Genomic DNA, 25,669 nt, shown 5'->3' on the forward strand with positions numbered 1-25,669 from the left:
CAAACGGAAAATGTCCGTATTTCACGTCAAACACCCACACCACCGAGGCGCACCACGCATCGACCACCGACCCCGTGTCCTCGCTGCGCAGTCCCTACCGCCGCCGTAAGTAAACGGTATTGAGCTTAGTGAGGATGACGACTCCTCTGAATGCTCCGGATTGCAGCCTTCGGGAGTTCGATCTCCGCATTTCAGAGGGTTATTCTTCCGATCTGACGCACCGTGACCCTCGCCATCGTGAATGCCCCAGGGGCTATCGCTTCGGTAGATGCTCAATTTGTCACAAGTAGAGATATCTACATCGAAAATTCAGCCCGCCGACAGTTCCACTCCAGGTCTTGATTGCGGACTCGATCAAAGGTTCAAGGATCGCCCGATGATCTCCTTCATGATCTCGGTGGTGCCGCCGTAGACGGTCTGGATGCGAGAATCCATGTATGCCTTAGCGATGGGGTATTCCTTCATGTAGCCGTAGCCGCCGTGGAGTTGGAGGCATCGGTCGATCAGTTTGACCTGGGCTTCGGTGGTCCACCACTTAGCCATGGCGGCTTCTTGCACGGTCAACTTCTCGGCATTGAGTTGCTCGATGAACTTGTCTACGAGAACGCGGACGGCCGTAGTCTTCGTGGTCTCTTCCGCCAGTACGAATCGGGTGTTCTGGAAGCTACCGATGGACCTGCCGAAGGCCTTGCGCTCGCGGCAGTACTGGATCGTGCTTTCCAGAACGGATTCCATGACTGCAGCAGCGACCACGGCGATGGAAAGCCTCTCCTGGGGAAGGTTCTTCATCAGGTAGAGGAAGCCCATTCCCTCCTCGCCGAGCATGTTGGATGCGGGGACTCGGACGTCGGTGAAGCTCAGTTCTGCGGTGTCTTGTGCCTTTAACCCGATCTTGTCGAGGTTGCGCCCTCGTTCGAAGCCTGGCATTCCGCGCTCGACAACGAAGAGGCTGAAGCCTTGCGCTCCGATGTCGGGGTCAGTGCACGCAACGACGATGACGATGTCGGCGTTGATGCCGTTGGTGATGAACGTCTTGGACCCGTTGAGAATCCAGTCATCGCCGTCGCGGACGGCTCTGGTCTTGATGCCCTGTAGGTCGCTGCCGGTTCCGGGTTCTGTCATGGCGATCGCAGAGATCAGTTCTCCCGAGGTGAATCCCGGCAGCCAACGCTGTTTCTGCTCGTCGTTACACAGATCGACCAGATAGGGCGCCACGACGTCGTTGTGGAGCATGAAACCGATACCGCTGTAACCAGCCTTGGTCGCTTCCTCGGTGATGACGACGTTGTATCGAAAGTCTTTGACGCCGCCGCCGCCGAATTCCTCGGGAACTGCCATTCCCAGGAAACCTTGCTTGCCGGCTTCCACCCAGACGTCGCGATCGACGATGTTCTGCTCTTCCCACTTGTCGTGGAAGGGCGCGACGTGCTGTGCCAAGAACTTCTGGAAGGACTCCCGGAAAAGATCATGTTCCGGTTCGAACAGGGTACGTTCCACGCCAACTCCTACTACGTCGATGTTTTGTGGGAGAACTGAATTTCGTTGCGTCCGTTTGTACTTTCGTAGGACGGTACGAACTCGTCAGAGCATTCGTCGATGATGTGAGCGATCAGGAGGGTGACTGCATCCGCCTGTAGAGCAAGCTTTCTGGCGCATCCTCACTGCGCGAGGAAACGCAGATCGACCGGTTGTCCGTCGGAGGGGAACGGCAGGGACGTGAAGTTGAGCGGGGCGACGTAGTCGGCGTCGACGCGCCAGTCGAAGCGCAGAAGGAGATGATGCATGATCGCTTTGATCTCGGCGCCGGCGAAGTGCATGCCGAGGCATTTGTGCACACCACCACCGAACGGCTCCCACGCGTATCGGTGCACCTTGTCTTCGCGTCGATGCTCCGCGAAGCGCTCGGGATCGAAGCGTTCTGGTTCGGGCCAGTACTGCGACATGTGGTGCGTGAAATGCGGCACCACCGCCGCGTACGTTCCTGCTGGCACGAAATGTCCCTGGACCTGGGTGTCGCGGACCGCGCGGCGCGCCATGACCGGTACCGGAGAGACGATCCGGAGGCATTCTTTCATGACCAGATCGAGGCTGACGAGTCGGTCGAGATCGGCGTAGCTCGGTGACGCTGTTCCCAACTCGAGGGACTCTGCCCGGCATCTGTCCTGCCACTGTGGGTGTTGGCCCAGGTATTGCATCATCGTGGAGATGGTGATGGTGGAGGTGTCGTGCGCGGCCATCAGGAGGAAGATCATGTGGTCGACGACTTCGTCGTCGCTGAAGCGTTGTCCTGCTTCGGATTCGATGTGGCAGAGCACGGAGAACAGGTCATCGGTTTCGTGTGATCGGCGTGCCGGTAGGTACTGCCGGAAGAAGTCTTCCAGGACCCGGCGTCCGTCGAGTCCTCGCTTCCACCTGGTTCCTGGGACGTTGTAGCGCACGACTGAGGTGGCTGCCTGTACACAATCGACGAAAGCTTTTTTCACCGAGTCGATTTCGCTCTCGGTGGATCTTTCCGCGCCTCCCATGAAGATGTCGGTGGCGAGATCTAGGGTGAGTGATTTGAGTGCGGTGTAGGCGCGGAATCCGTCGGTGGGAGTCCAGGCGTCGAGCGCCGAGGCGATCGCCGGGTTGAGAACGTCGACTGTTTTTTCCAGGCGTGATCGGGTGAATGCCTCCTGCATGATTCGTCGGTGTCGTAGATGTTCTTCCGAGTCGAGAAGCATGAGACCGCCGTGGAAGAAGGGGCCGATCAGGACCGACCAGCCGTCGCCGTTGATGAATGCTCGATCTTTGTTCTGCAGCACTTCTTGGCATGCGTCGGGTCCGAGGACCGCGACCCAACGTCGCCCGATCATGGAGAACCAGGAGACCTCGCCGTAGCGGTCCCAGTGCTTTTGCATCAAGGCGAGGGGATCGCGGATGTATTCGAGTGCGTGCCCGACACCGGGGAGCCCCGATCGGCCCGAGATCGGGAGTAACTGCGACTGTGCTGGTGGATCGGCCAGGATCTTGGACATGGATGAACCTCGACTTCCGCATTGATCTGACAGTGCATCCTGTCAGATATTGGTAGTCTGCGTCACAGTGATCGGATCTGTCAATATCGACCTATGACTTCTCCTACGCCACGTCGATACGCGGGCCTGAGCGGCGACCAGCGTGCAGCACTGCGGCGTGAAACCTTGCTCGAAGCCGCATTGGAAGTCTTTGCTGCCACAGGCAAGAGTGGTGCCACCATGACCGCCATCTGCGCGCACGCCAAGTTGACCGAGCGGTACTTCTACGAAAGTTTCACCAGCAGAGACGAAGTCCTGCAGAAGGTCCTGGACGGAATCGCCGACGAAGTCCGCGAAGCCGGACTGGACGCACTTCGGGCGAGCGGCGGGACGCTCGAGCAGCGCGTACGAAATGCCATCGCCTCGTTCGTCACCATCTTGACCGACGATCCACGCAAGGGACGTGTTGCGATGATCGAATCCGCCGCGTTCGAACCTCTGCGCACCCACCGACGTGCAGCGCTGCGGGGCTTTGCTCAGATGGTGGCCGACGAAGCCACCCGCATGTACGGCGACCGGGCATGGCCACCACACCAGGGCGAAATCAACGGATTGCTGTTTGTGGGCGGCTTGGCCGAGTTGGTCACCGCATGGTTGAACGACGAGATCGCCATCACCCCTGACGAGATCGTCGATGCGGCAACATATCAATTCACCTCCACCGCCCACCGGTAAGGAGTCGAGTGCTGGAGTTCACGATCGAACGGGTAGCGAAGGCTCCAACCACACCCCCTGCAGGGCATCGGCCAGCTGAAGAGTGTCACTCGTGGATGGCCGGACCGTAGGTGTCGGCGTATTCGAGCGCAAGTTCGAGTTTGAGCCGGTTGGCCCCGATGGGGTGTCCGAGCATCTCCTCGGCGCGCTGGATGCGGTACCGCACGGTGTTCTTGTGCACGCCGAGCGCGCGAGCTGCCGCGTCCGGGCTGCGGTTCACATTCAGATAGGTGCGCAGAGTGCGGCGCAACTGGGTGGAGGCTGCATCGGTACCGTCGAGGCCGCGTAGTTCACGCGAAACCAGTGCCCTCGCCGCGTCGGGGTGGCCGTCGAGTAGGTGGATAATTTCGACGTCTGCATACAAAATCGGGCGAGCCGCAACCTCCTGATGTTCCGAAATATGTTGAGCGGAAACAGCTTCGGTGTGACTTTGCCGAAATCCTCGAATTCCCTTGCCTGGGTTGCCCATCGCGATCGATATCCCGGCCGGGATATCCGCACCGATGTCCACTGCGGCGAGATCCGACTCGACGTCCATCGACAGCCACGCCCAGAGCCCTCGCGATCCCGACGGCAGAGTCAGTAGCTGCCGAGCCCCGATCGTGGCCGCGACCGCGCGGACAACGGAATTCAGGACGCCGATCACGTCCTCGGTCTGCTCGGACGGCACGTTGTCGAACCACAACACCAGTGCCGTGTTATGCCTGATCAACGGGTAATTCAAACGGTTCGATGCCGCCGCGGCATCGACGATCTCACCTCGGATGATCGCCTGCACGGTTTCCGCCTGCCGTGCGAACGCGCCGCTCAATCCGCGCTCTCGTTCCTCACTGTAGGTATCGGTGAGTATCTCCAACGACACGTTGAGCCAGTGATTCGCCCGCTCCAAGAGCCGTATCAATACCTTCGGTTCCAGTACGGGGTCGGTGATGCGCTCACTTGCCGTTTCCGCGGCGAACCTCAGCAGCGCCTTCTGGCCGACTCGGTAGATCTGCATCAAGACCCTCAGATGCAGACCTCGTCGGGCGATCGTGCGCGCGAGATCATGAGCTGCGAGCGGCAGGTCCACCTCGGCGGAGTCGTCGGTGAGCCAGATCAACAGCGCACGCCCTTGCCCGCGGGTGCTGGCATCGAGGTCCCGTCGCAACTCCCGGTCCGCGGAAACTTCGGGGACCTCCGCCACTATTGCTGCGTCGAAGCGCGCGACAAGGCCATCGAGGGTGCCGGGCACCAGCGCCTCCGCAGCGAATTCCCGGAGCCAGGCCATCACCATGTCGTCAGCGGACACGTTGGCACCTCTTTCGGATTTGGACTCAAAGTACAAGAATGACCAATCTCCTTGGCCTATTTCGCCAAGAAAACTTCGGTTCGCTTGTGTAATTCTAATAAGACGTGGCGCACATCATAGAAGGCGGGGTTCATATGAGATCCGGAAGCAAGGCCGAGACGGGCTATGACGACATCGATGTGCACTGCCCCGCGGACGGACGCCTCGTCGCGCGCGTACCGGACAATAGTTCCGAGACAGTGACCGAGACCGTCCGGCGTCTGCGCGCTCACCAAGTCGAGTGGGAAGCGCTGGGGCCGAAAGGTCGGGCCAAGTGGCTACGGAAGCTGCGGGACTGGCTCCTCGACAACGAGCGCCATCTCATCGACGTACTGCAGTCCGAGACCGGCAAACCGCGCGCCGAAGCAGCCATCGAGCCCGCGCTCGCGTGCGATCTGATCAACTACTTCGCTGACAATGCCGGCACGTTTCTCGCCGACGAGCGTGTGAAACCCCACGGACCGCTCTCGATGACCAAGCGACTGATCAAAACTGTCCGCCCCTACCCGGTAGTCGGTGTGATCACTCCGTGGAACTTCCCGCTCGCGATGCCGGCGATGGACATCATCCCGGCTCTGCTCGCCGGCGCGGCGGTTCTGCTCAAACCGTCCGAGGTGACGCCGTTGGCAGCCGTCGAACTCGCACGGGGATGGTCGGACATTGGTGCGCCCCCTGTTTTCTCGGTCCTCACCGGCCGCGGCGACACCGGTGCAGCGGTAGTGGATTCGGTGGACTTCGTGCAGTTCACCGGTTCCACAGCAACCGGTCGAGCGATCGCGGTGCGGGCTGCCGAGCGACTGGTGCCGTGCAGCCTCGAACTGGGCGGCAAAGACCCAGCGATCGTGTTGGCGGATGCCGACCTGGACCGCGCGGTAGCCGGAATCGCCTGGGGCGGCCTGTTCAATGCCGGACAAGTGTGTGTGTCGATCGAACGCGTCTACGTCGAGGCCCCCGTCCACGACGAGTTCGTCGCGCGACTGGTGGCACTCGTCGGCTCGCTCCGACAGGGCACCGACGACGACGGATATCGCACCGATGTCGGCGCGCTGGCCACCGAGGCGCAACGTGACCTCGTTGCCCGGCACGTCGCCGACGCTGTGGACAGCGGCGCCACGGCCCTGACCGGAGGCAAAGCCGGGAGCACCGGCACCTTCTTCGAGCCGACTGTCCTCGTCGACGTAAACCATTCGATGGCCTGCATCCGGGAAGAGACCTTCGGGCCCACCATCCCCGTGGTCAAGGTCGCCGACGCCGACGAAGCCGTACGTTTGGCCAACGATTCCGAGTACGGCCTGTCTGCGACGGTGTGGTGCGGGAACAGAACCCGCGGCGAGGAGATCGCCCGCCGACTCGACGCCGGCGCGGTGAACATCAACGACGCCTTCTCCAATCTGTTCGCGCTGGGGCTACCGCACGGAGGCTGGAAGCAATCCGGTCTCGGCGCACGATTCGGGGGTGAATACGGAATCCGCAAGTACACCCGGCAGCAGGCGATCACGATGCCGCGCGGACCCGTGATGAAGCGGGAATTGCTCTGGTATCCGTACACCCCCTTACGTGGTCGTTTCGTCGGCCGGCTGCTGCGCGCCCTCGTCGCGCGTGACCCGCGCCGCCGACTGTCCGTATCAAGCCGCTCGAACTCCCTGTAACGACGACTGAAGGACACAAGGAAAATGACACAATCTCTGCACGGTCGCGTCATCGCGATCACCGGCGGTGCCCGCGGAATCGGGTTCGCGACCGCGACCGCGTTGACCAGACTCGGCGCGAAGGTGGCAATCGGGGACATCGACGAGGCCAAACTCAAGGAGTCCGCGACCCAACTCGGCCTGACCAGCTACCGCAAGCTCGACGTGACCGACACCGAATCCTTCGAGGCCTTCCTCGACGACGTGGAAGCAACGCTCGGGCCTATCGACGTGCTCGTCAACAACGCCGGCATCATGCCCGCCGGCCGGATCGCGGACGAACCCGACGCGGTCACCCGCCGGATCCTCGATATCAACGTCCTCGGGGTGATCACCGGCTCCAAACTCGCTGTTCGGCGAATGCTGCCGCGCGGCCGTGGACACGTGGTCAACATCGCCTCACTCGCCGGCGAAATTTACACGCCCGGACTGGCCACCTACTGCGCCAGCAAATATGCCGTCGTCGGTTTCACCGACGCCGCGCGGGTGGAGCACCGCGGTACGGGAATCGAGTTTTCCGCGGTACTGCCATCCTTCGTCAACACCGAGTTGACGGCGGGTACCAAGGGGCTTCCCGGACTCAAGAACGCTGAACCCGAAGACATCGCACGTGCCGTCGTGGCATTGATCGAACGCCCCAAGCCGAAGGTACGGGTGACCAAGCTCGTCGGCGCCCTCGCCGCCAGTCAGAAGTTCTTCCCCCGCCAGGTCAGCGAAGCGCTCACCCGAGCGCTTCACACAGACAGAGTGTTTCTCGAAGACGTCGACACCGCAGCCAGGCGGGCCTACGAAGAGCGGGCTCGTCACAGCTGAGCCGATTGCCCGCGATGCACGGGCCCTTCGTCTCGGTCGTCGCTCCGATTCTTCCGGAGTCGACATGACAGCACTTCATCTCAGTCAACGACAGAAGGCACAGAAGATCTTCATGGCCACCGAAGCTTCCATTTCCGCGACACCGATGTCGCCCGAGGACAACCTTTTACGCCCACTCCGGGTCGCGATCATCGGCGCCGGCCCCGCCGGCATCTACGCCGCCGACGCCCTCATGAAATCCGACACCGCAGTCTCCGGCCGCGGCGTCAGCATCGACCTCTTCGAGCGTATGCCCGCGCCCTTCGGACTCATCCGCTACGGCGTCGCACCAGACCACCCGCGCATCAAAGGCATCATCACCGCCCTGCACAAGGTCCTCGACAAGCCTCAGGTACGCCTCCTCGGCAACATCGACTACGGCACCGACATCACCCTCGATGACCTGCAGTCGTTCTACGACGCCGTCATCTTCTCCACCGGCGCCAATGCCGACCGCGCACTCGGCATCCCCGGCATCGACCTCGACGGCAGCTACGGCGCCGCCGACTTCGTCTCCTGGTACGACGGCCACCCCGACGTACCGCGTACGTGGCCGCTCGAAGCCGAGAAGGTCGCTGTCCTCGGTGTCGGCAACGTCGCCCTCGATATCGCCCGTGTCCTCGCCAAGACCGGCGACGAACTTCTCCCCACCGAGATCCCCGCCAACGTCTACGAGGGCCTCAAGAACAACAAGGCCGTCGAGGTCCACGTCTTCGGACGACGCGGCCCCGCCCAGGCCAAGTTCACGCCCCTCGAACTGCGTGAGCTCGATCATTCGCCCACTATCGAGGTCATCGTCGACCCCGAGGCCATCGATTACGATGAGGGTTCCGAGCAGGCTCGCCGTAACTCCAAGCAGGTCGACATGGTTGCGAACACCCTGCAGGACTGGGCAATTCGCGACGTCGGAAACCGCCCGCACAAGCTGTTCCTGCACTTCTTCGAATCTCCCACCGAGATCCTCGGCGAAGACGGCAAGGTCGTCGGCCTGCGCACCGAGCGCACCCAGCTCGACGGCACCGGCAACGTCAAGGGCACCGGCACGTACAAGGACTGGGATGTCCAGGCCGTGTACCGCGCCGTCGGTTACCTCTCACAGAACGTCACGCAGCTGCCGTTCGACGACCAGGCCGGCACCGTCCCCAACGACGCCGGACGCGTCGTCGCCGACGACAACGCCGAGGGCGCAGCCCGGTTCATGCCGGCCACCTACGTCACCGGCTGGATCAAGCGCGGCCCCGTCGGCCTCATCGGCCACACCAAGGGTGACGCCAACGAAACCGTCGCGAACCTCCTCGAGGATTCCGTCGACTTCGCTGGCGCCGCGAACCCCGACGAGAACGCCGTCATCGAGTTCCTCGAAGGCAAGCAGGTGCCGTACACGACCTGGCAGGGCTGGTACCGCCTCGACGCGCACGAGCGCAGCCTGGGCGAGCCCGAAGGCCGTGAGCGCATCAAGGTCGTCGAGCGTCACGACATGCTCAAGGCATCCGAGCCCGACCGCACCCACTGAGTCGAATCCACGTGAACTGAGTGCTCGAACACCTGAATGTGCCCAAAAGTGTCCGAACTCTTCAATGCGTTTCATGTGGCAGACACCATCCCCGATTCCAAGAAGAACGGGGGTTTTCATTTACCGACGCGGCCACAGAGCTGTCACTGAAGGGGTCAATAGTGCGCGAGTTCTCAGTTTCACAGTCGTTCTCAATTCCTGGAAACATTTCCACGGCCGACTCCGTGTTCCGTCACGCCGAAGAAGACCCCACATTCGTGCCGTTCAAGAGGCCGTCGAACGGCGGCTGGGTCGACGTCACCGCAGCTGAATTCGCGAAGCAGGTCTCCGCAGTTGCTAAGGGCCTGATCGCGTCAGGTGTCGAACTCGGCGACCGCGTCGCTATCCTGTCCGCGACCCGCTACGAGTGGGTCGTTCTCGACTACGCCATCTGGACTGCCGGCGGATGCACCGTCGCGATCTACGAGACCTCCTCCCCCGATCAGGCGCAGTGGATCCTCGAAAATTCAGCGACAACACTTCTGGTCGTCGAAACGGCCAAGCACGCAGAGACCCACAAGGAAGTCACCGACGGCGCAGAAGCTCTCCGCGAAGTCCTGATCATCGAATCGGGTGCCATCGACGAGCTGTCCAGCCGCGGTTCCGCCATCACCGACGAAGAACTGCACACACGTCGCCACCAGGTCACCGCCGCCTCGCCCGCGACCCTGATCTACACCTCCGGAACCACCGGACGCCCCAAGGGCGTCCAGCTGACACACTCCAACCTCCACGCCGAGTCCAACGCCTGCCGCCTGGCCCTGCCGGAGTCGATGATCCCCGGCAAAAAGACGCTGATGTTCCTCCCGCTCGCCCACGCATTCGCACGAGCGATCTCCTACGGCGCTTTCGACGCCAAGGTCACCGTCGCCCACACCTCGGACCTGACGACGCTCCTCGAGCAGTTCGCCGGCTTCAAGCCCAACTTCATCCTGTCGGTGCCCCGCGTGTTCGAGAAGGTCTACAACTCGGCTCGCCAGAAAGCCGTCGACGGCGGCAAGGGCAGCATCTTCGACAAGGCTGCCGCCACCGCCATCGAATACAGCGAATCCCTCGAAAAGGGTGGCCCCGGACTGGCACTCAAGCTCAAGCACGCGGTATTCGACAAGCTCGTCTACTCGAAGCTGCGCGCAGCACTGGGCGGCGAGTGCGAGCGAGCAGTCTCCGGCGGCGCAGCCCTCGGCGCGCGCCTCGGCCACTACTTCCGCGGCGTCGGCATCCCGATCTACGAGGGCTACGGCCTCACCGAGACCAGCGCCGCAATCACCGTCAACACCTCGAGCGCGCAGCGCGTCGGCACCGTCGGCAAGCCGATCAACGGCCACGCCGCCCGAATCGCCGAAGACGGCGAACTCCTCCTGCAGGGCCCGGTCGTGTTCGCCGGCTACTGGCACAACGACAAGGCCACTGCCGAATCCATCGTCGACGGCTGGTTCCACACCGGCGACCTCGGATCGATCGACAACGAGGGCTACGTCTCCATCACCGGCCGCAAGAAGGAAATCATCGTCACCGCCGGCGGCAAGAACGTCGCACCGGCAGGCCTCGAAGATTCCCTGCGCGCGCACGCTCTGATCAGCCAGTGCCTCGTCGTCGGCGACGGTCAGCCGTTCATCGGTGCACTGATCACCCTCGATCCGGAGACACTGCCCGGTTGGGTCGAGCGCAACGGCCTACCCGCGAACACCGCGATCGCCGATCTGGTGAAGAACGCCGACCTGATCGCCGAAATCGACTCGGCCGTCGCCGACGCCAACAAGAAAGTCTCCAACCCCGAGCAGATCAAGAAATACACGATCCTCGAGGTCGACTTCACCCAGGAGACCGGCGAATTGACGCCGACGCTCAAGCTCAAGCGCAACATCATTCACGAAGCTCACAAGACCAAAATCAGCGCCCTCTACGCCTGACCCATCGACTCCGCTCACTGGTATCCAAAATTCCCTTGGAGAGCTGAAGGAGAAAATCGACAAACCTCAAAGCATGCCAAATCAGGCATCGAAAACCACGCCACATTCACCCGAAAGTCACAGGTGTGAGATCGAGTCGGCGCAACAATTGTGCGTTGGCTGCGACGATGATCGTTGACAACGACATCAGGATCGCGCCGATCGACATGGGAAGCACGAACCCGATCGGTGCCAGCACTCCCGCCGCGAGCGGAACGGAAATCAAGTTGTATCCCGCTGCCCACCACAGGTTTTGCTTCATCTTCCGATACGACGCCTTCGACAGTTCGATCACCGACAACACCGACCGGGGGTCGTCGCTGGCGAGGATCACTCCCGCCGACGCGATGGCGACGTCGGTACCCGCGCCGATCGCGATGGCGACGTCGGTACCCGCGCCGATCGCGATGCCGACATCGGCCTGCGCTATAGCGGGCGCATCGTTGACGCCGTCGCCGACCATCGCCACAGTGCGGCCCTCCCGTTGGAGATCAGCGACGGTGTGCGACTTGTCTTCCGGTTTCACTCCGGCGAAGTAGCGGTCCACACCGAGTTCGGTGGCTACGGATTTCGCGACAGCGTCGGCGTCACCGGTGATCATGACCACCGTGACACCGCGGGCGTGCAGCGCATCGATCGCTGCACGTGATTCGGGCCGGACCTCGTCGGCGAGCGCGAGCGCGCCGATCACGGTGCCGCCGGCGAAGACGTGCAGGATGATCGCTCCGTCTTCGCGCCACCGGTCGGCGACGGTGAGTTCGGTTGCATGTTCCTGCTCGAGCAGTGCAGGGCCGCCGACCTGGATTGTGGTGCCGTCGACGTCTGCGGACACCCCGATCGCTGGGGACGACTGGAAGTCGGTGGCGGCCGGGACTGTCAGGTTCCGCGTTCGTGCGGCGTCGATGATGGCGCGGGCCAGGGGATGTTCGGAATCTGCTTCCGCGGCTGAGGCCAGGCCGAGGACGTCGTCGGCGGTGTGCCCGTCGGTCACCTCGACCCCGGTGACGGTGGGTTCACCTTTGGTGAGGGTGCCGGTCTTGTCGAACAGCACGGTATCCACTGTCCGCATGGTTTCCAGCGCCAACCGGTCTTTGACCAGGACTCCGCCGCGGGCGGCGCGTTCGGTGGCGATGGACACCACCAGCGGGATAGCCAGGCCGAGTGCATGCGGGCAGGCGATGACCAACACGGTGATCGTCCGGATGACGGCGTCGTCGGGCATCCCGAACAGCGTCCACACGGCCGCGGTGATGATCGCGGATCCGAGGGCGAACCAGAACAACCACCCCGCAGCGGTGTCAGCAATTCGTTGAGCTCGCGACGTCGAGTTCTGGGCGTCGGCAACCAGTCTTCCGATACCGGCGAGGGCAGTGTCCTCACCTACCGCGGTGACTCGAACCCTGATTCCGGAGTCGGTGGCCACGGTCCCCGCGACGACGTGCTCGCCGTCGCTACGGCGGATCGTGCGCGATTCTCCGGTGATCATCGACTCGTCCATACTCGCCGATCCGGACACAATGGTCCCGTCAGCCGGTAGTCGCCCGCCGGGGCGGACGACCACGACATCGCCGAGCTCGAGCTGATCCGGTGATACCGGCACCACATCGTCGCCGTCGACGCGTTGGGCGGTGTCCGGTAGCAACGCTGCCAGCGAATCCAAGGCGGACGTGGTCTGCGCGAGTGATCGCATTTCGATCCAGTGCCCGAGCAGCATGATCACGATCAGTAGGGCCAGTTCCCACCAGAAGTCGAGCTCATGAGAAAGCACACCGAGGCTCGCGCCCATCGACGACGCGAACGCAACACTGATGGCCAGGGCGATGAGAAGCATCATTGCTGGTGCACGCGAACGGATTTCGCTCACTGCGCCGGTCAGAAACGGGGAACCGCCCCAGACGAACATCACCGTCCCCAACACCGGGGAGATCCAGGCGATCCACGACGCGTCGGGTAACGAGTAGCCGACGAGCATCGCGAACATCTCGGAGGCCAAGACCACCGGGAACGCGAGGACCAGCATGATCGCGAACAGGCGCCGGAACATACCGACGTGATCACCATGCCCCGCATGACCACCGTGACCGGTGTGACCCCCGTGGTCCGCGTGCCCGCCATGTGCGGGTGAGCCGCCGCTGTGACCGGACATGTCCTGGCCCGCGTCAGGGCCGCTGTGCGGCGACGAAGTGGGCTGATCCGTCGCAGCATCGACGCCTGCATGTATGTGCTCGTTCATCGTGCGAGTCCTTCCATCCACCTGATTCGGTGGTTACACGGAGCGTGAATCTGCGGGTTGCGGTTCTGCTGTGTATCCGGCCTCGCGGACGGCAGCGATGACCTGAGTCTGGTCGAGTTCTGCGGCACTGGTCACTGTCATCGTTCCCGCCGACGCGGACGCTTCGACCGTCTCGACTCCGGCTACGGCACCGACTTCTTCTCGCACCGAGGCCTCGCAGTGACCGCAGGTCATGCCGATAACTCGGTAGTTCGTGGTGATCATGGGTGCCCCTTCAGTTGATTCGCATACCCCCTAGGGGTATCCGATTGCCGTATCGGGACGATACCCCCTCCCCGTATGTTTTGGAAAGGGACGGCCGTTGCTGAGGGCGTGCACACACCCTCAAAACGCCTGCAAAGAGTGCAGTCGTCTTCTGAAACTGACACGCGGTGCAGACACTCTTGATAATCACGCGGTGGGGGCCCGGTTGCTCGTCATCAGCCCGCTTCGGATACGTCGAGGACGCCTCATGCCCGACTCAGGGGAACATACGTTCGACTCACATGGGGGGCTTGTGGTTACGAATCTGGCATCGGACATCGCTTTGACGGCACAGGACGTGCTTGTCTTCGTCGCGCGTGTGCAACGGGCTCAGTTCGATGTCGACGCGGCCACCGGCATCGACATCATCTCGGCGCTCGAAACGGCGAAGTGCGCGTGCGTCGCAGCCCAGGCTGTGGTCACGGACGCTGTTGCGATAACGATCAGCAACGAGCGAAAAGAGCGCGGCAAGCCGAAGCCTCAGTGGCGCAGAGGCATTGCCTCGCAGATCGGGCTTGCACGACGCGAATCTCCCCACCGAGGTGGCACACATCTCGGTCTCGCGCGGGCACTCGTTCACGAGATGCCACACACGATGGCCCGGCTGCGCGCCGGGGACCTCAACGAATGGCGCGCCATGATTCTCGTCCGTGAGACGGCATGTCTGACAGCCGAGGATCGAGGCACCATCGACGAGCGCCTGTGTGCCGATCCCGCCACGCTCGCTGGCGCCGGTGACAGGAAAATCGAGGGCCGCGCCCGGTCGCTCGCCAATCAACTCGACGCTGCCTCACAGGTCAAACGCCGAGCCAAGGCGTACTCGAACCGACGCACCAGCACCAGGCCGGCACCCGATTCCATGTGCTCCTTCACGACCCTGACCTCGATGGAACGAGCCGTGGGCATGTGGGCGACGCTGCGGCGCGATGCCGACACCATCATCAATGCAGGTGGAGAGACCCGTACCCGCGACCAGATCATGGCCGACCTCGTATTCGAACGGATAACGGGAGTCTCCGCCGCTGCAGGTTCACCGGTCACCGTCAACGTTGTGTTGCCGGACACCGCACTATTGAGCGGCAACGCCGGGTCCGCGCACCTGCAGGGCTACGGCGATATTCCCTCCGATGTCGCCCAGAAACTGGTACGTGAGGCACTCGACAGTGAGACGCGCGTCGCACTTCGCAGGCTCTACGCCAACCCTGAGACCGGGGCGCTCACCGCGATGGAATCGAAATCGCGGACCTTCCCGACGGCACTCGCGCGCCTGATCGATGTTCGCGACCGGACATGCCGCACCCCGTGGTGCGACGCACCCATCCGGCACCACGACCACATCGTGCCGCACGCTGCCGGTGGCAGAACAACAGCCGAAAACGGGGCAGGCCTCTGTGCCGCATGCAATTACGCGAAGGAAGGCGAAGGCTGGAAAGCAAGACCGGAACGCACCGGTCGCCGCGAGCTTCACAAGTACGGGGTTATGACACCTACCGGGCACACATACATATCCACAGCGTCAGGGGTGTCGGTTATCGAGCATTACACCTCACAGATCGAGAACGGCATCGTCTTCGACATCGGTGTGGTGGCGTGACGATGCCGATGACTCGGTTACACTTGTCGACGACGCGCGTAGCTGCTCGTCAGACGTCGTGGAATGCTTCTACTTCCGCCCGGCTCCGGCCGCGTAGTCCATGTGCACCCTGCACAGGCTTTTCTTACGGCGATCGAAACTGCCCACCGGCAGTCTCGCCACCCTTTGCATCTGACGGCCATCGGCCATGGGTGCAACACCCTGCCCGAAAGGCACATCTCATCGTTATGACTACTTTTGCTTCGCTCGGCGTACCGCACGCACTCGCCGATGTCCTCTCCGCACAGGGCAAGTCCGAACCGTTTCCCATCCAGGCCGACACCCTCCCCGACACACTCGCGGGACGTGACGTGCTCGGACGTGGAAAGACCGGAAGCGGCAAGACCCTCGCCTTCTCCATCCCGATGGTGGCCCGCCTCGCCGGACAGCTGCCCGGCAACCGCAAGCCCGGCCGTCCGCGCGGACTGATCCTGGCTCCCACCCGCGAACTGGCCACCCAGATCGCCGTCGCCATCGAACCGTTGGCGGCCGCATACAAGCTCAGGGTCACCACCATCTTCGGTGGCGTCTCGCAGAACCGCCAGGTCTCCGCACTCAACGGTGGCGTCGACATCGTCGTCGCCTGCCCCGGCCGTCTCGAAGACCTGATGAAGCAGCGCCACGTCACCCTCGACGGCGTGCAGATCACTGTCCTCGACGAGGCCGACCACATGGCCGACCTCGGCTTCCTCCCCGTCGTGACGCGAATCCTCGCTGCCACCCCGCCGAAGGGTCAGCGCCTGCTGTTCTCGGCGACGCTGGACAACGGTGTCGACAAGCTGGTCAAGCGTTTCCTCACCGACCAGGTCACTCACTCCGTAGACGAGGTCAACTCACACGTCGAAGCCATGACACACAGTGTGTTCGAGGTCGACGGTGTCGAGGCGAAGAAAAAGCTGGTGCAGCAGCTCGCATCGGGCACGGGTCGCCGAATCCTGTTCATGCGCACCAAGCATCAGGCGCGCAAGCTCGCCAAGCAGCTCACCGAAGCGGGAATTCCGTCGGTCGACCTGCACGGCAACCTGTCTCAGGCTGCGCGCGATCGCAACCTGTTGGCGTTCTCCTCGGGTGCAGCTCGGGTCCTCGTCGCCACCGACGTCGCCGCCCGCGGCGTCCACGTCGACGACGTCCAGCTGGTCGTGCACGTCGACCCGCCCGCCGAGCACAAGGCTTACCTGCACCGCTCGGGCCGTACGGCACGCGCCGGGAGCGCCGGAGACGTCGTCACCGTCGTACTTCCGGAGCAGCGCCGAGACACCGCAGTCCTGCTACGCAAGGCCGACATCAAGGTCACACCCGTTCGGGTCACCTCGACGTCACCTCAGGTCGCCGAACTCGTCGGCGAGCAGGCCCGCTACGTCGAGCCCGTCAAGGTCGCACCGCAGCAGCAGCCGCGGCAGGGCGGCTCGCGTCAGGGTTCGCCGCGCCAGCACGCCGCCGGCGGCGGACGTCGGCGTCGTCCCGCCGGTCCCGCCACCAGCCAGCGGTCGCGCTAGGGACCGACGAGGTTGCGCAAGTCCTTGGCTCTGACGCCCGCCGAAACGGCGACAGCAGCGGTGATGAGCAGCATCGCGGTGGCGCTGTCGGTCGTTGCCATGGTCGTTCCGATGGCATCGGCCCTGCAGATCGTCGCCGCCGTCCCGTTGGCAGTGGTGATCCAGCGTCACCGCACACGCGCGCTGGTCGCGGCTGCTGCCGCCGGGATCCTCGTCGCATTCGTCGCCGCAGGTACCACCACGGCCTTCACGGTGGCCACGTCGGCGTTGCTCGGCGGCATCGTGGGGCGGGCGAAACGCAAGAAACAGGGGCTGCTCTCGGTCCTTGCGACGGCTACCATCATCGGCCCGTCGCTGGGCCTGTTCACGGTGGGGATGCTGTTCGTTCTGACGCCGCTGCGCGAGCTGTTCCTGCGAACCATCGAGAACACCATCGAAGGTGTTGCACGCATGATGTCGCGCGCCGAGATGCTCGTGACGCCCGCAGATGTGCTGCGCTCGAGCGTCGGCGCCGTACTGGACAACTGGTGGTGGTGGATTCTCGGCACGATGTCGTTCAGCATCATCTTCGGCGCCCTGTTCACGTGGTTGATCCTCGGCGCCGTCCTCGATCGCCTCGCTACCATTCCGGTAGTCGAGCACCTGCCCGCGGCGGGTGACGGTGTGGTCGAGGCCCTTCCGCTCCGATTGACCGGCGTCGGCTTCCGCTACGACAATGCCCGCGCGGCCGCGCTCGAGAACATCGACCTCACCATCGACATCGGTGAATTCGTAGCCGTGGTGGGACACAACGGTTCAGGCAAGTCCACCCTCGCCCGCATCCTGGCCGGAACCCTGCCCACATCGGGAACCGTCGAACGTCCGGGTATCGCGGGCCTCGGACTCGAAGGCGGCACCGCCGTTGTGCTGCAGCGCCCCGAAAGCCAGGTGCTCGGCAGTCGGGTCGCGGACGACGTGGTGTGGGGACTCGCACCGGGCGTAGACCTCGATGTCGAGAAGTTGCTCGCCGAGGTCGGACTCGCTGGAATGGGCACGCGCGAGACATCGTCGCTGTCCGGTGGCGAACTTCAACGCCTTGCTGTCGCCTCGGCCCTCGCTCGCCGACCTACACTGCTGATCGCCGACGAGGCAACAGCCATGATCGACGCCGAAGGCCGGAGGTCGCTGGTCGCGCTGCTCGCTGCACTGCCGAAGCGGCACCGGATGTCGGTTGTGCTTGTGACACATCAGGACGCGGAAACAACGGCAGCCGATCGAGTTATCCATCTACACGACGGCGTGCAGGTCGAACACACACCGGAGTGGATGCGCGGACCGTACCAGGACTCCGACGCCATCGAATTCCGTACCGGCAAACCGTTGCTCGAACTGCGCGGTGTGCAACACACCTACAATCGCCGCACCCCCTGGGCGCAACGCGCACTCGACGGCATCGACCTGCAAATCCACCGGGGCGACGGAATCCTGATGCTCGGTGGAAACGGGTCCGGGAAGTCCACCCTCGCATGGATAATGGCCGGCCTGACCAAGCCGACCGCAGGGACAGCCACCATCGACGGCACAGACATGAGCGACAAAGTCGGCGCTGTCGGGCTCGCCTTCCAACATTCGCGGCTACAGCTTCAAAGACGCACAGTCGCCGAGGACATCGAAGCAGCCGGAGGTCCCGAGGTGGGGTCGGCGAAGGTCGCCCGGGCAATGGACGCCGTCGGCCTGGACCGGATGCTCGCCGGCCGCGAGATCGACTCGCTCAGCGGCGGCCAGATGCGACGCGTCGTCATCGCCGGTCTCGTGGTGAACAGCCGACCGCTTCTGGTCCTCGACGAACCACTCGCCGGGCTGGATCCACCCGGCCGCAGCGAGATCATCGACGTCCTCGGTTCACTGCGCAGTCAGGGCATCGCGATTGTCGTGATCTCCCACGACGTCGACGGTATGGACCGGATCTGCGACAGAACCATCACCCTCGACAGCGGCCGCATCGTGTCGGAACTGTCGACGAGAGGAGTGCCCTCGTGACCACAGTGGTACTCCGGCAGGTGCCGGGAAATTCACCTATCCACCGACTCTTGGCCGGCACGAAACTGATCGCCGTCCTGCTGATCAGCATCACCATCGTGGTGGCACCGTCGTGGCCCGCGATCGGGGTGATCGTCGGCCTGCTTCTCGTCACCGCGGTGATCGCACGAGTACCGCCGGGCGCGGTACCACGACCACCCCTGTGGATCTGGGGCCTGTTCCTGTTGGGGGCGTTGCTCAACCTGCCCATCGGCCTCGACGCCGTACTACTGTTCGCTCGCTCGACCGTCTTCGCGTTCGTCCTGCTCGGGGCCTCGGTGATGATCGGGTGGACCACATCGATGAGCGACATCGCCCCTGCCGTCGCGGTTCTCGGGTCCCCGCTGAAGAAGTTGAGGGTGCCGGTCGACGAGTGGGCGGCGACGGTGGCACTGTGCCTGCGCTCGCTGCCACTGCTCATCGAGGAGATGCGCACGATGAACGCGGCACGCAAACTGCGACCGAAGTCCGTTCTCAACAGCGCGTCCGACAACTCCATCGTCGACCTCATCACGGCGACGATGTCCATAGCGATCAGGCGGGCCACGGAGATGGGTGCGGCGATCACCGCCCGCGGGGGAACCGGCAAGATCACCGCCTACCCGCGCGGACCCTCTTTCGCCGACGCGATCGCGATTGCCATCGTGATCGCGTGCTGCGCAGCGGGAATCGTTCTGACCTTCGTCTGAGTCACTCTCCGCCGATGCGCTGAGTGCGGCTGTTGAGTGCCTTGACGAAGACCTCCGGGATATCGCGGGGATCCTCGGCGATGTAGCTGGTTCCGCCGGTGGCCGCCGCGATTGCCTGCAGCGCTACCGGATCGGCGTCGGTGGTGACTCCCACGGTCACGATCACCACGGGCCGCACCGGGTCCTGCTCTCGTTGAAGAGTGTCGACCAACTCGTCCAGGCTCGGGCTGCCCTCGTCCTCGTTCGAGCCGTCGGTCAACAAGATGACGCTGTTGACGAAGTTGGGATCGTAACCCTCCTTCACCCTGCGGAACGCGGCGAGAGTCGTGTCGTACAGGCCTGTTCCGCCGCCGACCAGCGAAGGCAGCGACCGCACCGCCGAGAGAATCGCTTCCCGCTGAGGCAGACCGTTGACGACGTTGCTGACCGGGCCGAGTGGCACCAGTTCTCGATAGTCCTTGTCACCACCGCCCAACCCGATCGAGAACGCCCACAAACCCATCTCCGTGCGATCACTGAAGAGTGCGTTCGCGCCGAGGCTGGCGTCGACAGTCAACGCGATTCGAGTCGAATCCCCCGAAGCCGCGGCCATCGACCCAGAAACATCCTCGACGACCAGCGTGCGCAACGGCAGCGCCAGCACCGACCAGTCACGCAGCGTGCTCTCGATTCCCAACGGGTTCTTCAATTCGAGCGACGCGGCCGATCCGACACCTCGGCCGTCGGCCAGCGGAACTGCGCTCGATGGTCGAAAACCAGCCTCGGACAGGCTTTCTGCTGCAGCGACGGTGGACAAAACTGATGCGAGCGCAGCTCCTGCGTCCCTCGCCGTGCCGTAACGCGGTCCAGCCTCGGCCGTCACCGCCAGCGGATAGTTCAGGAAGTAGCTGCCCGTCGGGGGAACAACCGCGTGCAACGGGGTCGACGGATTCTGCGCGTTATAGGTCACGACGCTCTGCTCTGTGGCCACGCTCGTGCCACCGTCGACCGCTACCTGCTCGACCAGGTCGGCGGTACCGTGCGGCTGATCAGCGATCCGTCCGAAGTCCTGCGCCATCGGCACGAGAGCTGCCGCCACCGCCTCGGCATCGGACAGACCGACTTCGGACTCCGCGAGAGCCCCGAGAATCGATGCCAGGGAGGCGCTGCTGTCCAGTGGGTCGCCGATGCGCTGCTCGGGGGTCTGCAGGACGCTCAGCCACGTGGCCGGCGCGGGTGCGTCAGCGTCGCGGGTCACCACCACGGGCAGGGTGTTGGCAACGGACGACTTGGCCACCTCCGGCAGAGCGCCCGTCGAGCGGAGTGTCTTGAGCAGCCACAGGGTCGAGTCGGGGATCCACAGATCGGGTCGCTCGGCATCGGAGTTGGCAAGTTCGGTGGCGGTGTCGGTGGGCGCCTCGGCGCGCACCTCGAACTCCGCGCACCCACGCTCGGCTACGTCGGTGGCAGCCAGAGCATCCGAGACCACCGGCGCGAGCGTCGGATCGACCGCCACCGAGATCCGCTCGACCGTCTCACATCCGGACCCGCCTGCGCCGACTGCGGTGACCGCGAAGTAGCCACCGGCCACCACGACGACCGCCGCGGCAGCCACCGCGCCCCACATGAGGACCGGACTTCTCCGCGCCCCAGCTCCATGCCGCCCCGACATTGCCCCAACTCCCCCGGTCGATACTTGCTTAAATGCAGGGTCAAACCTAGCCCTCGAATCAGCGCCCTGCCCTGGCTTTGAGCGCATTGACGAACACGTTCGGTATTTCGGCCGGGTTTCTCGCCAGATAGCTCGATCCGCCGGTGGCCGCGGAAATCTGCTGCAGAACCGCGGCGTCGGCGTCCTCGGTGATGCCGATCGTGACGATGACTACCGGCGCCGTCGGATCCTGCTCCGCACGGAGCGTCTCGAGCAACTCGTCGAGCGAGATGCTGTCCGGATCCTCGTTGGAGCCGTCGGTGAAGACGATGACACTGTTGATGAAGTCGGGGTCGTATCCCTCTTTCACCTGCCGGAACGCCGCGAGCGTGGTGTCGTACAGCCCGGTGCCGCCGCCGACGAGGCCGGGCAGCGCCCGCATCTGCTGCATCAGCACCTCGCGCTGCGATATGCCGTCCACGTCCTCGTCGAGACGCCGGATCGGTGCCAGTTCGCGATAGTCCTGATCCCCGCCGCCCAGACCGATCGAGAATGCCCACAGCCCCATCGCGGCGTTGTCCGGGAACAGGCCTATGCCCGTCTGGTTGGCCTGCACGGTCAATTCGATCCGAGTATCGGCCCCAGCGTTGTAGCCCATCGATCCGGATACGTCCTCGATGACCAGGGCACGCGAGGGCATCGCAAGCACCTGATAGCGACGCAGCACGGTTTCTGCCGTCTGCTGATCGGCGATGCCCAGCGAGGCGACCTCGCCCACGCCTCGTTCAGCACCTGCCTCGCTGCTGGTGAGGGGCGCCATGTCCGGTGCCCTGAACCCCGCCTCGGACAGGGTCGCCAGACCCGTTTCCGAACCCAGGGCATCGGCGAGAGCCAGACCGGCGGCCTTCGCACCCTCGTGCCGGTCGCCGTCGGGCTCGGTGACGGCCAGCGGGAAGTCGAGGAAAAAACTCCCGGTGGGAGGGAAAGTCGCCTGCAGATCGGCGCCGGAGACCTGGTGGCGCACGAGTGTCTGCTCCGAGACGACAGCGACGCCACCGTCCTCGATCACCTCGTCGAGCCGGGATGCGGCGTCGGACTCGTTCTTGACTTCGGCCTGCGCCTGGGCAATGGGCACCAGGGCCGCCTCTACCGAATCCACCGCCTCGTCATCGGTGCCCGCTTCCGAGAGGGCGCCGAGGATCGGGGCGTCGGAGGTGGTATTGGTCAGCGGGTTGCCGATGCGCAAGCCCTTCAGCTGCAGCGCCGTCAGCCAGGAATCGAAGAACGGCACCTCGTCGGTCCGCGCCGCGATGACCGCGGGCGTCGTTGCCACCGACTTGCTCGCAAGATCGACCAGTGAGCCCGTCGCACGTACCGTCTTGCCCACCCACAACGAGGAATCGGGGATCCACAGCGACGGGGGCTGCGACCCCATCGAGACAGCAGCGGAGGCCTCACCCGAGTCGGTGGCAGTGACCTCGATGCTCGCGCAACCCAGGTCCTCTGCGGGCACGTCGGCGACGACCTGCGTCACCACCTCTGCGATGGCCGGGTCGGCCGCGAGCGTGTATGTGGAGGTGTCGGCGCACCCAGAACCGAGTGCTTTCTGTGCGGCGAAGACACCGCCGACGATGACCACGATCGCCACAACGGCGATGACAACGTACTTGAGCAGCCCTGTCGAGCTGGACGCCGTCTGCGGCGCACTGTGTCTACCGGGCATGTGTGGAACCTCTCCGTGGTGAGCGCGAGACCGAAGAGGTCGGACTCAGGCTGTGCGGCGGCGCGGCAAAATCTAGGCGTACAGCGACTCGAACGTCTTCATCGAGTTCTCGATGTCGCCTTTCAAAGCACGTGCGACGCCGGATCCGATGGGCCCGAACAGCGGCGCGCCACCGAGGTCGACGTCGAGGGTGACGTCCGCGCCGCCACTCTTTCCCGCAGCGACGGTCAGCTTCAGACCGATCTTGACGCCGCCTTTGCCGTTGCCCTTGAGTTCGAGCTTCTTGGGCGGGTCGTACTTCTCGATGGTCCAGCGAACGCGGTTGCGCATCCCCTTCACGCTCGCCACCGACTCGAGGGTGACGCCGTCGGCGAGTTGTTCGGGCAGGTCGCAGCGCCAGGCCTCGTGGATGGACAACCACTTGTCGTAGTCGGCAAGGTCGGACGCGTGCGTCCATGCCACATCGGGTTCGAGGGGGACATTGACGGTTACCTTCAGCTTGGCCACGGAAGGGATCGTAACCACCGGCGTCAAGCGAACGGTGTGAGGTACGACTCGTCAACACCACAGCACGTGTGATATCTCCCGATCTCGACGAGTGCGATAGTGACGGCAACCAACGCTCAGAGGGCGGCCGACACAATGTCGGCCGCCCTCTGAGCGCTATCGGAAAACTTGATCAGTGCGCGGTTGCTTTCTCGGCTCCGATGCCGGTCAGCGAACGCACCTCCATCTCGGCCTGCTTGGCCCTGCTCTCGGAATCCTTCGACATCAAGGTGCCGACGATGCCGAGGACGAACGCCAGCGGGATAGCGACGATGCCGGGGTTGGACAACGGGAACCAGGCGAAGTCCGAGTTGGGGAGCATCGACGTGGGCGAACCCGATACTGCCGGCGAGAAGACGATCAGGATGAGCGTCGAGATGAGGCCGCCGTACATGCTGCACAGTGCGCCGGTGGTGTTGAAGCGGCGCCAGAACAGCGAGTACACGATGGTCGGCAAGTTCGCGGCGGCAGCGACGGCGAAGGCGAGAGCCACAAGGAAGGCGATGTTCTGCCCGTTCGCCAGGATGCCCAGGCCGATGGCCAGTACACCGATCACGATTGCGGTGATTCGCGAGACCCGGACCTGCTTTATCTCGTCGACATCGCCCTTCTTGATGACGTTGGCGTAGATGTCGTGAGCGAACGACGCCGAGGCCGTGATGGTGAGACCGGCCACGACCGCGAGGATCGTTGCGAAAGCCACCGCGGAGATCACACCGAGCAGCACAACCCCGCCGAGTTCGAAGGCGAGAAGCGGTGCTGCGGAGTTCTGCCCGCCGGCGGAGGCGAGGATTCGGTCAGGTCCGACGATTGCTGCGGCGCCGTAGCCGAGGACGAGAGTGAACAGGTAGAAGGCACCGATGAGCGCGATGGCCCAGACGACGCTACGACGAGCTTCCTTCGCGGTGGGCACCGTGTAGAAGCGCATGAGAACGTGCGGCAGACCTGCTGTTCCGAGCACCAGGGCGATACCGAGGGAAAGGAAGTTCAGCTTGGAGAGGTCGCTGCCGCCGTATTGCGCGCCCGGTTCGATGATGTTCCGAGCGTTGACGACCTCGTCGGAGGAACCGGCGATCATGGCCTGCGCGGAACCGAGCAGGTCGGAGAAGTTGCCACTGAACTTGACGAGCACCAGAATTGTCATGAACAGGGCGCCGGCGATCAGTAGGACGGCCTTGATGATCTGCACCCAGGTGGTGCCCTTCATGCCACCGACGAGGACATAGACGATCATGAGCACGCCGACCACCGCGATGACGATCGACTGACCGGTGCGGTCGGTGATGTCGAGGAGCAGTGCGACGAGGCCGCCGGCTCCTGCCATCTGCGCGAGGAGGTAGAACAGCGAGACCGTCAGCGTCGAGATTGCGGCCGCGGTACGAACCGGCCGTTGCTTGAGCCGGAAGCTGAGCACATCCGCCATGGTGAATTTACCTGTGTTGCGGAGCAATTCGGCGACCAACAGCAGCGCGACGAGCCAGGCGACGAGGAAGCCGATGGAATAGAGGAAGCCGTCGTATCCGTAGACGGCGATAGCTCCGGCGATGCCGAGGAAGCTGGCGGCCGAGAGGTAGTCACCGGCGATGGCGACGCCGTTCTGCGGTCCTGAGAAGCCACCGCCTGCGGTGAAGAACTCGGACGCAGTCGCATTCTTCTTGCTGGCGCGGATAACGACGAACATCGTCACCGCGACGAACGCGACGAAGATCGCAATGTTGATGAGTGGTTCGCCGACTGTGGTGTCGACGGCTTGTGCGAGATTCGCAGTAGTGGAGCCTGCGGAATGACCCAGTATCATAGCTTGGCCTCCTGAGATTCCAGCATCTCGGCGCGGAGAGCGGCTGCACGCGGATCGAGTTCACGGTTGGCGAATCGGACGTAGATGCCCGTGATGGCGAACGTGGTGACGAACTGGCCGAGCCCGAGCAAGAGGCCGAGGTTGATGTTGCCGAACACCTCGATGGACATGAAGTCCGACGCGTAAGTGCTCAGCAGGACGTACATGACGTACCAGGTCAGGAAGAACCCGGTCATCGGAAAGACGAAGCTGCGCAGCCGTCGTCGAAGTTCCTGAAATTCCGGGCTCGCTTGCATGTCGATGAACGCCTGCGCGTCCGGTGGCGGAGATGTATCCGGTCGTGTCACCTTCGTAGCTCCCTCTTTGCGCTTATCGTCACGGAATGTGACCGAACAACTGCAAGGAACGCTAGTGAGAGGTGA

General features: G+C 63.7%; 19 protein-coding genes. 9 read left to right on the forward strand and 10 right to left on the reverse strand.

The genetic code is table 11. The features are described 5' to 3' along the window. Nucleotides 1–354: 354 nt before the first annotated feature. Complete coding sequence (locus KVY23_RS15660) at nucleotides 355–1,497, reverse strand: acyl-CoA dehydrogenase family protein (protein ID WP_008713957.1); 1,143 nt, start codon at nucleotides 1,495–1,497, stop codon at nucleotides 355–357. 161 nt (nucleotides 1,498–1,658) lie between these two features. After that, complete coding sequence (locus KVY23_RS15665; protein WP_230557366.1) at nucleotides 1,659–3,017, reverse strand: cytochrome P450; 1,359 nt, start codon at nucleotides 3,015–3,017, stop codon at nucleotides 1,659–1,661. Between the two features lie 93 nt (nucleotides 3,018–3,110). On the opposite strand from KVY23_RS15665, the gene KVY23_RS15670 reads away from it, so the two are divergent. Beyond that, entirely contained in the window at nucleotides 3,111–3,731 is a 621-nt protein-coding gene (locus KVY23_RS15670) for a TetR/AcrR family transcriptional regulator (RefSeq protein ID WP_042938614.1), read from the forward strand. A gap of 85 nt (nucleotides 3,732–3,816) precedes the next feature. On the opposite strand, the gene KVY23_RS15675 is transcribed toward KVY23_RS15670, so the two are convergent. Then, nucleotides 3,817–5,058 carry a CdaR family transcriptional regulator gene (locus tag KVY23_RS15675; protein WP_230557367.1) on the reverse strand — a complete coding sequence of 414 codons (1,242 nt, stop codon included), beginning with the start codon at nucleotides 5,056–5,058 and terminating at the stop codon, nucleotides 3,817–3,819. A 134-nt stretch (nucleotides 5,059–5,192) separates the two neighbouring features. Between KVY23_RS15675 and KVY23_RS15680 the strand changes: the two genes are divergently transcribed. The 4 genes from KVY23_RS15680 to KVY23_RS15695 all read left to right on the forward strand — a co-directional run bounded on the left by KVY23_RS15680 (nucleotide 5,193) and on the right by KVY23_RS15695 (nucleotide 11,099). Further along, nucleotides 5,193–6,746 (forward strand): aldehyde dehydrogenase family protein, encoded by a 1,554-nt coding sequence (locus KVY23_RS15680; protein ID WP_230557368.1) that lies wholly within the window; start codon nucleotides 5,193–5,195, stop codon nucleotides 6,744–6,746. Between the two features lie 24 nt (nucleotides 6,747–6,770). Then, a complete protein-coding gene (locus tag KVY23_RS15685) occupies nucleotides 6,771–7,598 on the forward strand; it encodes an SDR family oxidoreductase (RefSeq protein WP_021343271.1) in 828 nt (275 codons plus the stop codon). Between the two features lie 145 nt (nucleotides 7,599–7,743). After that, nucleotides 7,744–9,150 carry an FAD-dependent oxidoreductase gene (locus KVY23_RS15690; protein WP_230557432.1) on the forward strand — a complete coding sequence of 469 codons (1,407 nt, stop codon included), beginning with the start codon at nucleotides 7,744–7,746 and terminating at the stop codon, nucleotides 9,148–9,150. A 161-nt stretch (nucleotides 9,151–9,311) separates the two neighbouring features. After that, complete coding sequence (locus KVY23_RS15695) at nucleotides 9,312–11,099, forward strand: long-chain fatty acid--CoA ligase (RefSeq protein ID WP_008713945.1); 1,788 nt, start codon at nucleotides 9,312–9,314, stop codon at nucleotides 11,097–11,099. A 106-nt stretch (nucleotides 11,100–11,205) separates the two neighbouring features. Here the strand turns inward: KVY23_RS15695 and KVY23_RS15700 are convergent, their stop codons facing one another. Further along, a complete protein-coding gene (locus tag KVY23_RS15700) occupies nucleotides 11,206–13,371 on the reverse strand; it encodes a heavy metal translocating P-type ATPase (RefSeq protein WP_371829813.1) in 2,166 nt (721 codons plus the stop codon). A 33-nt stretch (nucleotides 13,372–13,404) separates the two neighbouring features. Next, nucleotides 13,405–13,635 (reverse strand): heavy-metal-associated domain-containing protein, encoded by a 231-nt coding sequence (locus KVY23_RS15705; protein ID WP_008713930.1) that lies wholly within the window; start codon nucleotides 13,633–13,635, stop codon nucleotides 13,405–13,407. A 322-nt stretch (nucleotides 13,636–13,957) separates the two neighbouring features. Here KVY23_RS15705 and KVY23_RS15710 point away from each other — a divergent pair, with 322 nt between their 5' ends. The 4 genes from KVY23_RS15710 (at nucleotide 13,958) to KVY23_RS15725 (ending at nucleotide 19,550) form a co-directional block, all read left to right on the forward strand. Further along, nucleotides 13,958–15,268, forward strand: coding sequence for an HNH endonuclease signature motif containing protein (locus tag KVY23_RS15710; RefSeq protein WP_268995172.1), 1,311 nt, complete (start codon nucleotides 13,958–13,960; stop codon nucleotides 15,266–15,268). 227 nt (nucleotides 15,269–15,495) lie between these two features. After that, entirely contained in the window at nucleotides 15,496–16,803 is a 1,308-nt protein-coding gene (locus KVY23_RS15715) for a DEAD/DEAH box helicase (RefSeq protein ID WP_075837315.1), read from the forward strand. A gap of 111 nt (nucleotides 16,804–16,914) precedes the next feature. After that, nucleotides 16,915–18,822 (forward strand): ABC transporter ATP-binding protein, encoded by a 1,908-nt coding sequence (locus tag KVY23_RS15720; RefSeq protein WP_230557370.1) that lies wholly within the window; start codon nucleotides 16,915–16,917, stop codon nucleotides 18,820–18,822. Beyond that, on the forward strand, nucleotides 18,819–19,550 hold the full coding sequence (locus tag KVY23_RS15725; RefSeq protein ID WP_230557371.1) for an energy-coupling factor transporter transmembrane protein EcfT: 732 nt from the start codon (nucleotides 18,819–18,821) through the stop codon (nucleotides 19,548–19,550). Before KVY23_RS15720 ends, KVY23_RS15725 begins: the two co-directional genes overlap by 4 nt. Nucleotide 19,551: 1 nt before the next feature. Here KVY23_RS15725 and KVY23_RS15730 read toward each other — a convergent pair whose 3' ends face one another. The 5 genes from KVY23_RS15730 to KVY23_RS15750 all read right to left on the reverse strand — a co-directional run bounded on the left by KVY23_RS15730 (nucleotide 19,552) and on the right by KVY23_RS15750 (nucleotide 25,543). After that, nucleotides 19,552–21,201, reverse strand: a complete 1,650-nt coding sequence (locus KVY23_RS15730; RefSeq protein ID WP_230557372.1) for a VWA domain-containing protein — start codon at nucleotides 21,199–21,201, stop codon at nucleotides 19,552–19,554. Between the two features lie 58 nt (nucleotides 21,202–21,259). Beyond that, a complete protein-coding gene (locus KVY23_RS15735) occupies nucleotides 21,260–22,903 on the reverse strand; it encodes a substrate-binding domain-containing protein (protein WP_230557373.1) in 1,644 nt (547 codons plus the stop codon). A gap of 72 nt (nucleotides 22,904–22,975) precedes the next feature. Further along, entirely contained in the window at nucleotides 22,976–23,410 is a 435-nt protein-coding gene (locus KVY23_RS15740) for an SRPBCC family protein (protein ID WP_075837318.1), read from the reverse strand. A 172-nt stretch (nucleotides 23,411–23,582) separates the two neighbouring features. After that, nucleotides 23,583–25,247: a cation acetate symporter gene (locus tag KVY23_RS15745; protein WP_230557374.1), complete on the reverse strand. Its 1,665-nt coding sequence runs from the start codon at nucleotides 25,245–25,247 to the stop codon at nucleotides 23,583–23,585. After that, entirely contained in the window at nucleotides 25,244–25,543 is a 300-nt protein-coding gene (locus tag KVY23_RS15750) for a DUF485 domain-containing protein (protein ID WP_083667171.1), read from the reverse strand. The genes KVY23_RS15745 and KVY23_RS15750 overlap by 4 nt, the downstream gene beginning before the upstream one ends. Nucleotides 25,544–25,669 lie beyond the last annotated feature (126 nt).

It is taken from the genome of Rhodococcus sp. I2R (assembly GCF_020889545.1).
Classification (GTDB): Bacteria; Actinomycetota; Actinomycetes; order Mycobacteriales; family Mycobacteriaceae; genus Rhodococcoides.

What these genes read in the sequence shown, in the direction of transcription:
- KVY23_RS15665 (WP_230557366.1), bottom strand. Translation starts at nt 3,017, where the DNA reads ATGTCCAAGATCCTGGCCGATCCACCAGCACAGTCGCAGTTACTCCCG.
- KVY23_RS15670 (WP_042938614.1), top strand. Translation starts at nt 3,111, where the DNA reads ATGACTTCTCCTACGCCACGTCGATACGCGGGCCTGAGCGGCGACCAG.
- KVY23_RS15680 (WP_230557368.1), top strand. Translation starts at nt 5,193, where the DNA reads ATGAGATCCGGAAGCAAGGCCGAGACGGGCTATGACGACATCGATGTG.
- KVY23_RS15685 (WP_021343271.1), top strand. Translation starts at nt 6,771, where the DNA reads ATGACACAATCTCTGCACGGTCGCGTCATCGCGATCACCGGCGGTGCC.
- KVY23_RS15690 (WP_230557432.1), top strand. Translation starts at nt 7,744, where the DNA reads ATGTCGCCCGAGGACAACCTTTTACGCCCACTCCGGGTCGCGATCATC.
- KVY23_RS15700 (WP_371829813.1), bottom strand. Translation starts at nt 13,371, where the DNA reads ATGAACGAGCACATACATGCAGGCGTCGATGCTGCGACGGATCAGCCC.
- KVY23_RS15705 (WP_008713930.1), bottom strand. Translation starts at nt 13,635, where the DNA reads ATGATCACCACGAACTACCGAGTTATCGGCATGACCTGCGGTCACTGC.
- KVY23_RS15715 (WP_075837315.1), top strand. Translation starts at nt 15,496, where the DNA reads ATGACTACTTTTGCTTCGCTCGGCGTACCGCACGCACTCGCCGATGTC.
- KVY23_RS15720 (WP_230557370.1), top strand. Translation starts at nt 16,915, where the DNA reads ATGGCATCGGCCCTGCAGATCGTCGCCGCCGTCCCGTTGGCAGTGGTG.
- KVY23_RS15730 (WP_230557372.1), bottom strand. Translation starts at nt 21,201, where the DNA reads ATGTCGGGGCGGCATGGAGCTGGGGCGCGGAGAAGTCCGGTCCTCATG.
- KVY23_RS15735 (WP_230557373.1), bottom strand. Translation starts at nt 22,903, where the DNA reads ATGCCCGGTAGACACAGTGCGCCGCAGACGGCGTCCAGCTCGACAGGG.
- KVY23_RS15745 (WP_230557374.1), bottom strand. Translation starts at nt 25,247, where the DNA reads ATGATACTGGGTCATTCCGCAGGCTCCACTACTGCGAATCTCGCACAA.
- KVY23_RS15750 (WP_083667171.1), bottom strand. Translation starts at nt 25,543, where the DNA reads ATGCAAGCGAGCCCGGAATTTCAGGAACTTCGACGACGGCTGCGCAGC.